Source organism: Naumannella cuiyingiana (assembly GCF_013408305.1).
In the GTDB taxonomy this organism is placed as follows: domain Bacteria; phylum Actinomycetota; class Actinomycetes; order Propionibacteriales; family Propionibacteriaceae; genus Naumannella; species Naumannella cuiyingiana.
The window spans coordinates 1,435,861-1,450,174 of record NZ_JACBZS010000001.1 but is presented as its reverse complement, the minus strand read 5'-3'; the positions used below and the strand labels follow the sequence as shown (position 1 = coordinate 1,450,174).

Sequence of the window (14,314 nt, the reverse complement as noted above, 5' to 3'; positions counted from 1 at the left end):
GCGTCGGCGCGGACGACGCGATCAGCGGGTTGTGGCCGGCCGACACACCTCGCCGAGCGCCCCGGTGGGTTCGACCGGGCCGAGCGGGTCGGGCAGGGGCGCGCCCTCCTCGACGGCCGACCCGGTGAGCACCGGCGGCAGCCGGTCCTCGCGCTCGGGCGGGATGACCCGCGACCGGGTCAGGAAGCGTTGCCCCTCGGGTGCCTCCAGGGAGAATCCCGAACCGCGACCGGGTACGGCGTCGAGCACGAGTTGGGTGTGCTTCCACAGCTCGTACTGCGAGCCCGAGATCCAGACCGGGGCGCCGGGCTCGCCGGGGCCCGCGCTGATCACACCGAGCAGCACATCACGGTCGCCGACGATGAACTCGCCCTGGGGGTAACACATCGGTGCCGACCCGTCGCAGCAGCCGCCGGACTGGTGGAACATCACCGGGCCGTGCCGACCGACCAGGCGGCCGAGGAGCTCGGCCGCCCGGTCGGTGATCAGCACGCGGCTCGACCATTCGGTCGGGGTGCCGGGATCATCCATCAGAAGAAGCCCATCTCCTTGTCCGAGTAGGAGACCAGCATGTTCTTCGTCTGCTGGTAGTGATCAAGCATCATCGCGTGGTTCTCCCGCCCGATGCCGGACTGCTTGTAGCCGCCGAACGCCGCGTGCGCGGGATAGAGGTGATAGCAGTTCACCCAGACCCGGCCGGCCTGGATCTCCCGCCCGGCGCGGTAGGCCGTGTTGCCGTCGCGGGACCAGACCCCGGCGCCGAGTCCGTAGAGGGTCTCGTTGGCGATCTGCATCGCCTCGTCGAAGTCGGTGAAGCTGGTCACGCTGACCACCGGACCGAAGATCTCCTCCTGGAAGATCCGCATGTTGTTCTTGCCCTCGAAGATCGTCGGCTGGACATACCAACCGCCGGCGAGCTCGCCGTCGAGCTGGGCTGCCTCACCGCCGACCAGCACGTTCGCGCCCTCGTCCTTGCCGATCTGGATGTAGGACATGATCTTCTCGAACTGATCATTCGACGCCTGCGCGCCGACCTGGGTGTCGGTGTCGAACGGGTCGCCCTGCTTCACGTTGCGGGTACGCTCCACCACCTTGGCCAGGAACTCGTCATAGATGCCGCCCTGGACCAGCGCGCGCGAGGGGCAGGTGCACACCTCGCCCTGGTTCAGCGCGAACATCGTGAATCCCTCGACCACCTTGTTCGCATAGTCATCGGCCTTGGCGAAGACGTCGTCGAAGAAGATGTTCGGGCTCTTCCCGCCGAGCTCCAGGGTCACTGGGATCAGGTTCTGCGAGGCGTACTGCATGATCAACCGGCCGGTCGTCGTCTCGCCGGTGAACGCGACCTTGCGGATCCGCGGGTTGGAGGCGAGCGGCTTGCCGGCCTCGGTGCCGAAGCCGTTCACGACGTTGAGCACGCCGGGCGGGAACAGATCGCCGACGATCTTCATCAGCTCCAAGATCGACACCGGCGTCTGCTCGGCCGGCTTGAGCACCACGCAGTCACCGGCGGCGAGCGCCGGGGCGAGCTTCCAGATCGCCATCAGCAGCGGGAAGTTCCACGGGATGATCTGACCGACCACGCCCAGCGGCTCGTGGAAGTGATAGGCGACGGTGTCCTCGTCGATCTGGCTGATCGTGCCTTCCTGGGTGCGGATCGCGCCGGCGAAGTAACGCAGATGATCAACGGCGAGCGGGATGTCGGCGGCCAGCGGCTCGCGGATCGCCTTGCCGTTGTCCCAGCTCTCCGCGGCGGCCAGCGCCTCGGCGTTCGCCTCCATCCGGTCGGCCATCTGCAACAGCAGGTTGGACCGCTCGGTGGTGGAGGTCTTCGACCAGGCGGGGAACGCGCGCCAGGCGGCGTCGAGCGCCTTTTCGATGTCGTCGGCATTGGAGCGCGCGACCTCGGTGTAGACCTTGCCCGTGACCGGCGACGGATTCTCGAAGTATTCACCGCTCGCCGGCGGCACCCACTCGTTGTTGATCCAGTTGTCGTAGCGGTCCTGCAGCGTGATCGGCGAGCCCTCGGTGCCGGGCTTCGGGATGACTGGCATGTGACGTCCTTGTCCTGCGAGTTCGGTGGGCCACGCCGCCCTGACGGCCGCCCGGCCCCGGACGACCAGTATCCGCCCGGTCGCGGGTGAAGTCCACCGGTCGCCGGGACCGCGTGAGGGGCCGGCCGTGGGCGATCGATCAGCCGGTACGCCGGCCGCGGGCGACCCGCCAGCCGAGCAGGATCGCCGCGATCGCCGCCGGCACCAGCAGATGGGCGGCCGCGAACGGCGCCGGGATCAGCAGCAGGGCCACCGCGAGACCGGCGACCCATCGCGACCGGCCGCTGAACAGCCGCCAGGCCGCCGCCGCGCCCAACAGATAGGTGACCAGCACCAGCACCGACGGTACGAAGACCAGATCGTCGGTGCCCCAGCCGAACAGCGCCGAGCCGAGCAGCCCCGCCCCGCCGATTCCGCCGACGGTGAGCACGGCGGCGACGGGTACGCCGCGGGCGGACCGTCGCCCGAGCCAGTGCGGCGCCCAGCCGTCGCGGCCGAGCGCGAAGCCGAGCCGCGAGACCGACGCCACGAAGGCATTGGTGGTGCCGAGGCAGATGATCGCGGCGGCGACCCCCATGATCACCACCGCGGAGAGGCCGAGCCCGTTCTCGACGATCCGGCCGAGCGCGATCCGGTCCAGCTCGGGCGTGCCGTAGGTGCCGGTGCCCACCACGGCGAGCGCCACGCCGAGGTAGAGGATGCCGACGATCGCGGCCGTGCACGCGGTGGCGAGCGGCAGCGTGCGGCGTACGTCCCGGAACTCCCCGGACAGGTGGGCGATCGCCTCCCAGCCGGCGAAGGCGAAGAACAACACGATCGTCGCGCGACCGATGCCCGCCGGCCCGGCCGGCGCGAACGGGCGAAATGCGGCCGGATCGAGCTGGGGCAGCGCGATCACGATGACGGCGGCGAGGATCACCGCGACGGCCGCCGCGAGCGCGATCTGCAGCCGGGCGCCGATCCGCAGGCCGGCCAGGTTCGCGGCGACCGCGGCGGCGAGCACGCCCGCGGCGAACAGCGGCGCGAGGCGCTGGTCGAGGCCCGCGGCGGCACACAGGTAGTAGCCGGCCGTGAGCGGGACGATCGTCTGGCCGACGGATCCGGCGATGAAGTACCACCAGCCGGCGATGCCGCCCGCCGCCGGCCCGAACGCCCGGGCGGCGTAGGTCGCGACGCCGCCGGCGTCGGGGTGCCGCGAGGCCAGGGCGGCAAAGGTGAACGCGAGCGGCAGCCCGGCCAGCAGGCTGAACCCCCAGGCGAGGAGCGAGGCGGGACCGGCGAGCGAGGCCGCCTGCCCCGGCAGCACCAACACCCCGGCGCCGAGGATCGCGCACACGTAGAGCGCCGTGCCCTGGACGACCCCGATGGTCTGCTCGGGGGCCGGGGCGTGCTCGGGGGTGTCGAGTCGTTCGGTCATGTCGCCCATCGCAGGGGACGGGCCGGTGTCGCGCGAGCGGCCCCGAAGCCAACCAAGGCAGGAATCGCGCCAATGGCCCGGTTCAGCGACGGAGGCCGGCTCAGCGACGCAGCGTGGTGGCCGTGGCGCGGGAGCGCGCAGGCCGGTTGCGCAGGTAGCGCAGGGTCGCGGTCACCAGCAGGGCCTGCGCGAGGATGTAGGTGGCCATGATCGCCGGGCCCGCGAGCGGGATGTCGAGCCACGGCGCGAACCGGTCGAAGGCGATCAGCGCGTCGGAGATCAGGAAGATGATGCCGCCGAGCTGGCCGATCCGGCCCAGCCCGCTCGCCAGCACGGCCATCGCGATCACGACCACCCCATAGGCGGCCACCGCCGGCACCAGCACCCCGGCGGTCGGCACCAGGATGCCGATCAGCACCATCCCGGCGATCAGATAGATCGGCAACTGCCAGCGCGCGGTCATGATCAGCGACCGCTCCCGCAGCCGCCACAGCCCGATCATCCAGCACAGTTGCGCGACGAAGAAGCCGCCGATCATGGCATAGATCTCCGCCGATGGCGGCAGCAGCTTGGGCAGGGCGTCGCCGACCCAGGAGAAGAACAACGCGGCCAGCATCCAGTTGCGCAGCGGCGAGGAATGCGTGCGGGAGGTGGCCACCGCGACGATCAGGCACGGCACCAGCAGCACCTGGCTGATCGCGGCCGCGGTCGGCAGGCCGAGCAGTTGGAAGGTCAGATGGGCCGCTGCGGTGATCCAGTACGCCGCCCAGGCCGCCGCGTAGCTCACGGGGCGCGCCGAATCCGCGTACCGAAAGTGTGCTCGGCGCCCGGATCGACGGTGATCGCGTTCTCCCTGACATTGCCGGCCTCGATGCAGACGAACCGGCGCCAGTCATCGGGGCCGAGATCGGCGAACTTCGCGACACCTGCGTCGAACGGGTTCCAGACCACGGTGTTCGCCGAATTGATCTTGTCGACGATGATCGTCCGGTCGCCGTCGTGCAGGGTCAGCGACGCGTCGCTGGCATAGATCCGGTCGGTCGGGCCGGTGAACGAGACGTCGCCCTCCTGGGTGAACTCGGCGAGGTCGCGGGTCTTGTCCAGATAGCGCGCCCCGGCCAGGCCGGTGACCCGCAGCGCGTCAAGATCATCGACCCGCAGGTAGCTGTGCAGCAGCTCCTCGAAGGTGATCGGCTCCGCTCCGCGATTGCGTACCGTCAGCTCGATCAGTACGCCGTCCTCGCCGAAGGCATGCCGGCAGATGGCCTCGAAGTCGGCTGGCCACTCCTCGCGGCCGTCCGCCGCGGCGACCTGTTCCGACCCGATCCGCCACAACAACTCGTGACCGGTCTCGTCGCCACGATCACCGATCAGCTCCCACTCGACCTTGCGCACGAAGCCGTGGCTGGGCGCCAGGTCGCCGTCCGGACCGTCGGCGAACCACGGGAAGCAGACCGGTACGCCGCCGCGGATGGCGGCCCCCGGGCGATACGTCGCCAGGTCGCTCAGGAAGAACAGTTGATCATCGCCGAGCGCGACCGATGTCACCTGCGCGCCCAGCGCGTAGCTGGTGAAGGTCACCGGACCGTGGTCGCCTCGATAGCCGCCGCTCCGGTGGGTCAGCCGCTCGCCCTCGCTCACGAGGACAGGCTATCGGTCCGAGCCGCCCGCGCGCGGGCGTACCGGCTCTCAGCCCAGCGCGCGATCCAGATCGGCGAGCAGGTCGTCGGCGTCCTCGATCCCGACCGACAGCCGGACGAGGTCGTCCGGCGGCGCCAGCTCGGTGCCCTGGGCCGACGCGTGGGTCATCTGGGCGGGTACGCAGAGCAGCGACTCGACCCCGCCGAGGGACTCGGCGAGCGTGAACAACTCGGTCGACTTCGCCACATTGGCCGCCGCCTGGGCGCCGCCGGCCGGCCGGAACGACACCATCCCGCCGAAATTGCGCATCTGCCGGGCGGCCAGCTCGTGGCCGGGGTCATCGGGCAGCCCGAGATAGTGGACCCGTTCCACCCGCGGATGGTCGAGCAGCATCTGCGCCACCGCGCGGGCGTTCGCGCAGTGCCGGTCCATCCGCACGCCGAGGGTCTTCACCCCGCGCGAGATCAGCCAGGCATCCATCGGGCCGGGCGCCGCGCCGACGGCATTGGCGAGGAAGCCGAGCTGCTCGGCCAGCGCATCGTCATTGGTCGCCACCACGCCGCCCAGCACATCGGAGTGCCCGGCCAGGTACTTGGTGGAGGAGTGCAGCACCGCGGTCGCGCCGAGCGCGAGCGGCTGCTGCAGATACGGCGAGGCCATCGTCGAGTCCACCAGCACGGCGACCCCGTGGCCCGCGGCCAGCTCGGCGATGGCCGCGATGTCGGCGACCCGCATCATCGGATTCGTCGGCGTCTCCAGCCACAGCGCCGAGCCGGCCGGCGCCTGCGCGACGGCCGCGGCGACCGCGTCGAGATCGCGCTGGTTGACGACCGCGTAGCCGATGCCGGTGCCGGCATGGACCTTGTCCAGCAGCCGGTAGGTGCCTCCGTAGACGTCGTCGGGCAGCAGCACGCGCCCGCCCGGGCGTACCACCGCGCGGAGCAGTACGTCCGTCGCCGACAGCCCGCTGGGAAAGGCGTAGGCGTGCGCCGCCCCCTCGAGCGAGGCGAGTTGGTCCTGCAGCGCGGTGCGGGTCGGATTGGCGACGCGGGAGTACTCGTAGCCGCCGCGCAGCGTGCCGACGGCGTCCTGGACGTAGGTGCTCGTCTGGTGGATCGGGGGCACCACCGACCCGGTCAGCGGATCGTGGGGGACGCGGAGTGCGCGGGTGTTGAAGCCGTACGCCATGGCCGCGAGGGTAGGCCAGGGCCGTGCGCGGGGTGGCGCTTCTCGGCGCGTGGTCAGTCCAGGCCGAGGAAGATCCGGGCCGCGTCCAGCCGCGGAAAGGTGATCGCGGCGTCGGCGGCGGCGGCCACGACCGGCTTGGCGCAATAGGCGATCCCGAGCGCCGCCGCGTGCAGCATGTCCAGATCGTTGGCGCCGTCACCGATCGCGACGGTGCGTTCGAGCGGTACGCCGAGCGCCGCCGCGTACTCGCGCAGGTGACGCGCCTTGGCCGGCCGGTCGATCACCGGGCCGGTGGTGCGGCCGGTCAGCGCGCCGTCGCGGGTCTCCAGTCGGTTGGCGCGGACGAGCTCGATGCCCAGACCGGCCGCGAGCGGCTCGACGATCTCGGCGAAGCCGCCGGACACCAGGCCGACCTGCCCGCCGCTGCGCCGGACCGCGGCGACGAGGTCTGCGGCCCCGGGGGAGAGCTCGATCCTCGCGCCGACCTCGGCGAGCGCGCTCGCGGGTACGCCGGCCAGGGTGGCGACCCGCTCGGCGAGGCTCGCCGCGAAGTCCAGCTCGCCGCGCATCGCCCGCTCGGTGATCGCCGCGACCCGCTCGCGGGTGCCCGCGTGCTCGGCGAGCAGCTCGATCTGCTCGGCGGTGATCAGCGTCGAGTCGACGTCCAGCACCACCAGGCCGGGGCCGAGGTCGGCGAGCGGCCCGTCGATCGTGCAGGTGTCGGCCCCGTCCGGCGGCGCGGCCGCGCCCCGGGCCCACCAGCCGTGCAGGCCGGCCAGATCCACGGTCGTGGCCCCGGGTGGCGCCGGGATCGGTCGGGGCGAGGCCGCGGAGACGAGCACGCGGCAAACGCTAGCGTCCCGTGCCGCGCGCTCGGGCGCGCAGGTGAGCTATGCACGGACGCTGCGGGTCACGGTGTAGGCCCGGTCGCGGGCCACGATCCCGGTCGGCCCGATCGCGCGGCGCAGCGCGGGCAGATAGGGCAGATGGGAGTTGAACACACACCAGAACTCCCCGCCCGGCGCGAGCCCCGCGCCGGCCGCATCGAACATCGCGAAGGCCGGCGAGGAGTCCTTCGCCGCGCCGACGTGGAACGGCGGGTTGCAGACGATCACGGCCGCCTGCCCCACCCGCAGCCCGTCGGCGGCATCGGCATGCAGCACCCGCACGGCGAGCCGGTTGGCCGCCGCGGTCGCGGCCGTCGAGGCGCACGCGGCGGCCGAGACGTCGAGCCCGGTCACGGTGTACCCCCGGCGCGCGAGCAGCGCCGCGAGAATGCCCGAACCGCACCCCAGGTCGACCGCCGGCCGTCTTTCGCCGGGTGCCAGCTCCAGCGCGCCGGCCAGCAGCCGCGTACCCGCGTCCAGGCGGTTGGTGCCGAAGGTCGCGCCATGCGCCACCACCGTCAGATCGAGATCGTCGTCGCGGCGCGACCGCGGCCAGCTCAGCGCGGCCGGTCGGTGCGGATCGGAGGCGTGCAGGACCCGGGCCTTCTGTCGCCCGCGGCTGGCCCGGACCTCGCCGAAGTGTCGCGCCAGCACCTCGTTCATGCCATGCGTCATGTGCTTCACCCGCCCGCCGGCGACCACCCGAACCCCCGGTTCGCCCCAGGCCGCGATCCGCTCGGCCAGCTCGTCCAGCGCCGACAGTGCCCGGGGCAGCCGCAGCAGCACGGTGTCGATGCTGACCAGATCGGCCCGCGTCAGCAGGCCCGCGCCCGGCGTCTCGGCCCGGTCCGCGCGGTACCGGTCGGCCGGCAATGCGGGCGCATCGATCGCGAGGGTACGCCCGGCCGGGCCCGCCTCGTCCATGATCAGCGCGTCGACGGGGTCCACGGCCGCCATCTTGCACCAGCCCGGCCGATGCCCGCCGGGCCTGACCCCCGGGGCCCCGATGGCCCTATTGTGAGGTCCGTGTTTCGGCTCGAACAATCCGCGGTGACCCATGCCGGCGCCGTGCGCGAGGTGAACGAGGACAACATCCTCGCCAAGGACCCCTGCTTCGTGGTGGCGGACGGGATCGGCGGGGCGACCGCGGGCGCGATGGCCAGTTCGCTCGTCGTCGAGGAGTTCGCGCTGCTGGCGCTGCAGCGCACCATCACGCCCCGCGACGTGGCGGCCACCCTGGACGCCGCGCACGAGCGGGTCCGCCGGCTGCAGGCCCTGAACGGGGGGCGGCAGTCCGGTTCGACGGTCTGCGGCGCGGTCGCCATCGATGCGCCCGGCGGGCCGCAGTGGGCGTTGTTCAACATCGGCGACACCCGGATCTACCGGGTCGAGCCGGACGGCGGCGAGCTGCAGCAGGTCACCGTTGATCACTCGCGGGTACAGGAGCTCATCGATGCCGGGGTGATCACCCCGGCCGAGGCCGAATCCCATCCGGAGCGGCACGTCGTGACCCGCGCGGTCGGCGCCGCCGAGAGTTACCGCCCCGATCACTGGACCGTGCCGATGGTCGCCGGGGAGCGGCTGCTGCTGTGCTCGGACGGGCTGTTGACCAGCGCCAGCTTTGCGCAACTGCAGGAGGTCGCGACCCGCCGGGTGTCGCCCCGACAGGTGGTCGACGAGCTGCTCCGGCTGGCCCTGGCCGCCAAGGCGCAGGACAATGTCTCGATCATGGTCGTGGACGTCGATGCGAACAAGAAGAGGGTGGACGCCTGATGACGAACCAAGCCGCTACCGGATCTACCGTCGGAAGCTGGCGGGCCGGTTATCTGCCCGGCGACTGGGTCGTGCTGTCCGGGCCCGCGTCGCTGGTGGCGCTGGCTCCCGGCGATGCCGACCCTGCGGCGCTGTGGGATGCGGTGCTGTCCGCGGTCTCGATCGATGAGCTGGTCGGCGAGCTGGCGCGGTTGGGCGCCGACGCGGCGCCCGGGCTGGCGGTGTTCTTCTGGGCCGACGGCGAGCTGCGTACCCTGCTGCGCGGCGATGTCCGCGTCCGCGATGCCGACGGTACGCCGATCACGCAGGCGGCCGACCGGGTCCGGACCTGGTCCGAGACCGGTCTCGGCGACGTCACCGGCGTGCGCGTCGAGTTCGGGGAGGGTACGCCCGATGGCGCCGCCCTGCCCCTGGTGGTCGGCGCGGTACGCGCCGGCGCCCTGACGCTGGACGCCTCCGCCGACGCACTCGTGCTGAGCCCCCAGGTGAATCCCGCCGCGGCCGCCGCCCCGGCTCCCGAACGGGCCGCCCCCGAGCCCGCTCCCGCCGAGCCCGCGCCGGCCGCACCCGAGGCGGCCGAGCCCGCACCTGCCGAGCCCGCGCCCGCCCCTGCCGAGCCCGAGCCCGCCGAGCCCGCGGCGCCGATCGTCCCGCCCGCGGCCGCCGCCCCGGCCGCGGCGGCAACCGCGGCCGGCGGTGCCGGTCTGGCGGCGTCGGGCGCTCCGGCGCCCTACACGGACGTGCGCAAGGAGCCGACGACAACGCCGGAGCCGGAGTCGTCCGCGCCGTACCCACAGCCGGAGAGCGAGCCCAACGGCTCCACCGCGCCGGAGGTGGACGGCTCCGACAGCGGCCCGACCGAGCCGCGGCCCGCGCGCGGCTGGGACGGCGACCTGCCCGAGACGGTGATCGGCCCCAGCCTGGGCGGTCCCGCCCCCGGCGCCGCCGCCGGCGCCGCCACCGGCGCGGCGGCCCCATCGCCGACGGCACCCGGGCCCACCCGGGCGGCCGGTGATCACCTGTCCGTCGCGCGCTTCCAGGGATCCGTGGGCGGTGGCGCTGACGAGCCGGCGCCGCAGCGTACCGAGACCCTGACGGCGGTGCCCTCGGTCGAGCCGGACCCCGAGCCCGACCCGGAGGCGGTCGGGGAGATGGTGCTCGGGGTGTTCTGTACCCGGGGCCATCCCAATCCGCCGGACCTGCAGTACTGCCGCTGGTGCCGCGCGCCGATCGAACGACAGCAGCCGCAGTTGATCAGCGCCCCCGTGCTGGCGGTGGTGCGCGCCTCGACCGGGGACGGCGTACAACTGGATCAGCCGGTGGTCATCGGCCGGGCTCCGTCCGCGGCCAAGGTCGGCGACCGTGCCGCGCACCTGCTCACGGTGCGCAGCCCGAGCCAGGACATCAGCCGCAGCCACGTCCAGGTGACCCCGGAGGGCTGGGACGTCACGGTGACCGATCTGCAGTCGACGAACGGGACGATCCTGATCGCCCCCGGCAACGGTGCGGACCGGCGGCGGCTGCTGCCGGGGCAGCCGGTCACGGTCGACCCGGGCAGCGTGCTCGACCTCGGCGACGGGGTGACGATCGAGATCGCCGCCCCGATCTGAGCGGCGCGATCAGTCCTCGGTCTCGGGGTGCACGGCGGTACGCAGGAACGTCGGGTCGCCCGAGCGGCGCCACATCACCGCCCCGAGGGTGAGGCCGAAGATCAGCGGCAGGGTCCCGAGCGCGAGCGGCGCCAGCCAGCTCGCCCGGCCGCGGTCGTAGGTGACCTGGGCCGGGTCGTCGGGGTCCACCCGCAACCGAACCGTGGCGCCGACCGGATAGTCGAGATCCGTCGCCCGCGGGTGCAGGTAGGAGCGCTTCTGGCCACCCGCCTCGTAGTCGATCAACGGGCGCCGCACCGGGATCGGCGCCGGCTGGAACGGGAAGCTCTCCGGCCGGGCGACATAGCCCGAGACCCGACCGTCGACCGGCACCCAGACCGACTGGCTGCCGGCGCGGTTCAACTCGCTGATGCCGTTGGGCAGCGAGAGCGCCGCGCAGGCCAGCCCGATGAGCACGAACAGCAGCGCGGACAGGCGCAGCGTCAGCCGCAGCCGGTCCATCTTGCGCCGGGTGGCCTCCGTCAGTTCGTCGTTGCTGTGCGCGGGGGTCATGCGGGTGCGTCGGGGATGTCCGTGAGGTGAAAGTTGCGGTGCGAGCGGCTGGCCGTCGGTCCGCGCTGGCCCTGGTAGCGCGAGGCGTAGCGCTGTGACCCGTAGGGATGCTCGGCCGGCGAGCTGAGCCCGAAGAAGCAGAGCTGGCCGATCTTCATGCCGGGCCACAGCTTGATCGGCAGGTTCGCGACATTGGACAGCTCGAGCGTGACGTGGCCGTCGAAGCCGGGATCGATGAAGCCCGCCGTGGAGTGGGTGAGCAGGCCGAGCCGGCCCAGGGAGGACTTTCCCTCCAACCGCGCGGCGACGTCATTGGCCAGGGTGACCCGCTCATAGGTGGCCGCCAGTGCGAACTCACCCGGATGCAGGATGAACGGCTCGCCGGCGGCAGGGGCGACCTGCCGGGTCAGCTCGGGTTGCTCCTCGGCGGGATCGATGTGGGGATAGCGATGGTTCTCGAAGACCCGGAAGTAGCGGTCGAGGCGGACGTCGACGCTGGAGGGCTGGAGCATCGCGTCGTCCCAGGGATCGACGCCGAGCCGTCCGGCGGAGCGTCCCGCGGCGATGTCGCGGTCCGAGAGCAGCATGCGGGAGAGCGTACCGAAATCGGAAGGTGGGGTACGCCTTGTGTGCGGCGCTGCTCCGGCCCTAATATTCCGTGTGGAATAGACGGCGTGGAGGACGCAACGGGAGAGGCGGGCACGGTGTCCGAACGGGAGTTGACGCCACTGGCGCTGGCGGCGTTGTCGATCTTCGCCGAGCGGCCGCGGCACGCCTACGACGTCTACCAGACGATGCTGACGCGGCGGGAGGACCGCAACGTCAAGCTGCGGCCCGGGTCGCTCTACCACGCGATCAACCGAATGGTCGCCGGCGGCCTGCTCGCCGAGGTCGGCACGGATCGCGACGGCGGCCGTCCGGAGCGAACCACCTACAAGATCACGCCGGCCGGGCGGGAGCGATTGGCCGCCCAACTGCGAACCATGATCAGCACGCCGGTCTATGAGTACCCGGCGTTTCCGGTCGCGGTCGGCGAGCTGCACAACCTGCCCGCCGACGAGGCCGTGGCGCTGCTCCGGGCCCGGGTCGGCGTGCTGGAGGCCGAGCTCGACTATCACGATGCCGGGGACGCCTGGATGCGGCGAGCCGGCCTGCCGGAGCGGCTCTGGCTCGACAACCACTACATCCGTGTGATGCACACCGCCGAGCGCGACTGGTGCGCCGCGCTCGCCGATCGGATCGCGGCGGGAGAGCTCGACTGGACCGATCGGACGCCGTCGGGGCTCGCGGCGAGCTGTGACTACGAGCGCGCCGCTACGCCGCTGCACCCCGACGTGCCGCCCCGGCTGGCCAACCCGGAGCCCGCCCACCAGACTGAAGCGAGGAACTGATGACCGAGGAACGATCGGGTTGGCCGGCCCTGTGGGCGATGGTGATCGGCTTCTTCATGATCCTGGTCGACACCACGATCGTGACCGTGGGGATGCCGGCGATCATGGCCGGGCTGGATGCCGATGTCTCCGGGGCGATCTGGGTGACCAGCGCGTACCTGCTCGCCTACGCCGTGCCGCTGCTGGTCTCGGGCCGGCTGGGGGACCGGTTCGGTCCGCGCCGGGTCTATCTGATCGGCCTCAGTCTGTTCACCCTCGCCTCGCTGGCCTGCGGGCTCGCCCCGAGTATCGAGGTGTTGATCTTCGCGCGGGTGGTGCAGGGGCTCGGTGCCTCGTTGCTGACTCCGCAGACGATGGCGGTGATCACCAGGACGTTTCCGCCCGACCGGCGCGGTCCGGCGATGGGGCTGTGGGGTTCGGTGGCCGGGGTGGCGGTGCTGACGGGTCCGCTGCTCGGTGGGGTGTTGATCGACACGCTCGGCTGGGAGTGGATCTTCTTCGTCAATCTGCCGGTCGGCGTGATCGCCTTCGCCGCGGCCTGGCGCTTCGTGCCGCGGCTGGAGACCCACAGCCACCGCTTCGACTGGATCGGCGTGCTGTTGTCGGGGGTGGGCATGTTCTGCCTGGTGTTCGGGATCGAGGAGGGCCAGTCCTACGACTGGGGCGTGATCGCCGGACCGGTGTCGGTCTGGTCGCTGATCATCACCGGCCTGGTGGTCATGGCCGCGTTCGTGCTCTGGCAGCGGCGGGTGGCCGAACCGCTGGTGCCGTTGTCGATCTTCGCCGATCGAAACTTCACTGCCGCCGGGATCGCGATCTGCGCGATGGGCTTCATCGTCACCTCGCAGGGCTTCCCGCTGATGTTGTACGCGCAGTCCGGGCGCGGGCTCACCCCGACGCAGTCGGCGCTGCTGATGATCCCGATCGCGGTGATCTCCGCGGTGCTCGCGCCGATCGTCGGCTCGGTGATCAACCGTCGCAATCCGCGCAACTTCGCGGTGGCGGGTTTCGGTCTGCTCGCGCTGGGCCTGGCCGGGTACGCGCTGCTGATCCGCTCCGACATCTCCGTGTGGTGGCTGCTGGTCCCGTCGGCGATGGTCGGCCTGGCCAGCGCCGGGATCTGGGGCCCGCTGTCGGTCTCGGCGACCCGCAATCTGCCGCCCCGGATGGCGGGTGCCGGCTCCGGCGTGTACAACACGATGCGCCAGATCGGGGCCGTGCTGGGCAGCGCGGCGATGGCGGCGTACCTCTCCTCGCGGATCACCGCCAATCTCGGTCCGGGGGCCGAGGGCGCCGCGCGCGAGACCGGCGGCGTCGTGCCTGCCGGGATCGTGGCCCCGTTCTCCGCCGCGATGGCGCAGAGCATGTGGCTGCCGGCCGTGGTGGCGCTGGTCGGTCTCGCCGCCGCGGCCATGCTGGTCTGGCGCGCGCCAGCGGACACCCGCGCCGCCGAACCCGCGCGCGCCGAGGACGAGGGGATCCAGGCCGAGGCGATCACCGGGGACGCCTGAGCTGCGGCTCGGGCTGGTCGATCTGATCGCCGCGGGCCGCCGTTTGTGACCACTGGTCGGGGTTGTGGCGGGGTTGGTGCGCTGCGGGCCGCCGTTTGTGACCACTGGTCGGGGTTGTGGCGGGGTTGGTGCGCCGGGGGCCGCCGTTTGTGACCACTGGTCGGGGTTGTGGCGGGGGTGGTGCGCCCGGGGGCCGCCGTTTGTGACCACTGGCCGGAGTTGTGGCGGGGTTGGTGCGCCGGGGGCCGCCGTTTGTGACCACTCGTCGGAGTTGTGGCGGGGTTGGTGCG

The 14,314-nt window shown here is 72.2% G+C and carries 14 protein-coding genes; 4 read left to right on the top strand and 10 right to left on the bottom strand.

Features of this window, described 5'->3' with window-relative positions:
* Positions 1–21: 21 nt before the first annotated feature.
* The 8 genes from GGQ54_RS06750 to GGQ54_RS06715 all read right to left on the bottom strand — a co-directional run bounded on the left by GGQ54_RS06750 (position 22) and on the right by GGQ54_RS06715 (position 8,144).
* On the bottom strand, positions 22–531 hold the full coding sequence (locus tag GGQ54_RS06750) for a DUF779 domain-containing protein (RefSeq protein ID WP_179444691.1): 510 nt from the start codon (positions 529–531) through the stop codon (positions 22–24).
* On the bottom strand, positions 531–2,054 hold the full coding sequence (exaC, locus tag GGQ54_RS06745) for an acetaldehyde dehydrogenase ExaC (protein ID WP_179444690.1): 1,524 nt from the start codon (positions 2,052–2,054) through the stop codon (positions 531–533). Before exaC ends, GGQ54_RS06750 begins: the two co-directional genes overlap by 1 nt.
* 139 nt (positions 2,055–2,193) lie before the next feature.
* On the bottom strand, positions 2,194–3,471 hold the full coding sequence (locus tag GGQ54_RS06740) for an APC family permease (RefSeq protein ID WP_179444689.1): 1,278 nt from the start codon (positions 3,469–3,471) through the stop codon (positions 2,194–2,196).
* Positions 3,472–3,571: 100 nt separating this feature from the next.
* On the bottom strand, positions 3,572–4,258 hold the full coding sequence (locus tag GGQ54_RS06735) for a lysoplasmalogenase family protein (protein ID WP_179444688.1): 687 nt from the start codon (positions 4,256–4,258) through the stop codon (positions 3,572–3,574).
* Positions 4,255–5,112 carry an aldose epimerase family protein gene (locus GGQ54_RS06730; protein WP_179444687.1) on the bottom strand — a complete coding sequence of 286 codons (858 nt, stop codon included), beginning with the start codon at positions 5,110–5,112 and terminating at the stop codon, positions 4,255–4,257. The genes GGQ54_RS06735 and GGQ54_RS06730 overlap by 4 nt, the downstream gene beginning before the upstream one ends.
* A 48-nt stretch (positions 5,113–5,160) precedes the next feature.
* Complete coding sequence (locus tag GGQ54_RS06725) at positions 5,161–6,300, bottom strand: cystathionine gamma-synthase (protein WP_179444686.1); 1,140 nt, start codon at positions 6,298–6,300, stop codon at positions 5,161–5,163.
* A gap of 53 nt (positions 6,301–6,353) precedes the next feature.
* Positions 6,354–7,142, bottom strand: coding sequence for a phosphoserine phosphatase SerB (gene serB / locus GGQ54_RS06720; protein ID WP_343045882.1), 789 nt, complete (start codon positions 7,140–7,142; stop codon positions 6,354–6,356).
* Between the two features lie 48 nt (positions 7,143–7,190).
* Positions 7,191–8,144, bottom strand: a complete 954-nt coding sequence (locus GGQ54_RS06715; RefSeq protein WP_179444685.1) for a class I SAM-dependent methyltransferase — start codon at positions 8,142–8,144, stop codon at positions 7,191–7,193.
* Positions 8,145–8,213: 69 nt separating this feature from the next.
* On the opposite strand from GGQ54_RS06715, the gene GGQ54_RS06710 reads away from it, so the two are divergent.
* Complete coding sequence (locus tag GGQ54_RS06710) at positions 8,214–8,960, top strand: protein phosphatase 2C domain-containing protein (RefSeq protein WP_179444684.1); 747 nt, start codon at positions 8,214–8,216, stop codon at positions 8,958–8,960.
* Entirely contained in the window at positions 8,960–10,570 is a 1,611-nt protein-coding gene (locus GGQ54_RS06705) for an FHA domain-containing protein (protein ID WP_179444683.1), read from the top strand. The genes GGQ54_RS06710 and GGQ54_RS06705 overlap by 1 nt, the downstream gene beginning before the upstream one ends.
* A gap of 9 nt (positions 10,571–10,579) precedes the next feature.
* Here the strand turns inward: GGQ54_RS06705 and GGQ54_RS06700 are convergent, their stop codons facing one another.
* Complete coding sequence (locus GGQ54_RS06700; RefSeq protein WP_179444682.1) at positions 10,580–11,122, bottom strand: DUF3592 domain-containing protein; 543 nt, start codon at positions 11,120–11,122, stop codon at positions 10,580–10,582.
* The gene (gene dcd / locus GGQ54_RS06695; RefSeq protein WP_179444681.1) at positions 11,119–11,709 is read right to left on the bottom strand and encodes a dCTP deaminase; all 591 of its coding nucleotides are present in this window, start codon (positions 11,707–11,709) and stop codon (positions 11,119–11,121) included. The genes GGQ54_RS06700 and dcd overlap by 4 nt, the downstream gene beginning before the upstream one ends.
* 87 nt (positions 11,710–11,796) lie before the next feature.
* On the opposite strand from dcd, the gene GGQ54_RS06690 reads away from it, so the two are divergent.
* Positions 11,797–12,513, top strand: a complete 717-nt coding sequence (locus GGQ54_RS06690) for a helix-turn-helix transcriptional regulator (protein WP_179444680.1) — start codon at positions 11,797–11,799, stop codon at positions 12,511–12,513.
* Positions 12,513–14,024, top strand: a complete 1,512-nt coding sequence (locus GGQ54_RS06685; RefSeq protein ID WP_179444679.1) for a DHA2 family efflux MFS transporter permease subunit — start codon at positions 12,513–12,515, stop codon at positions 14,022–14,024. Before GGQ54_RS06690 ends, GGQ54_RS06685 begins: the two co-directional genes overlap by 1 nt.
* The last annotated feature ends 290 nt before the right edge of the window (positions 14,025–14,314 follow it).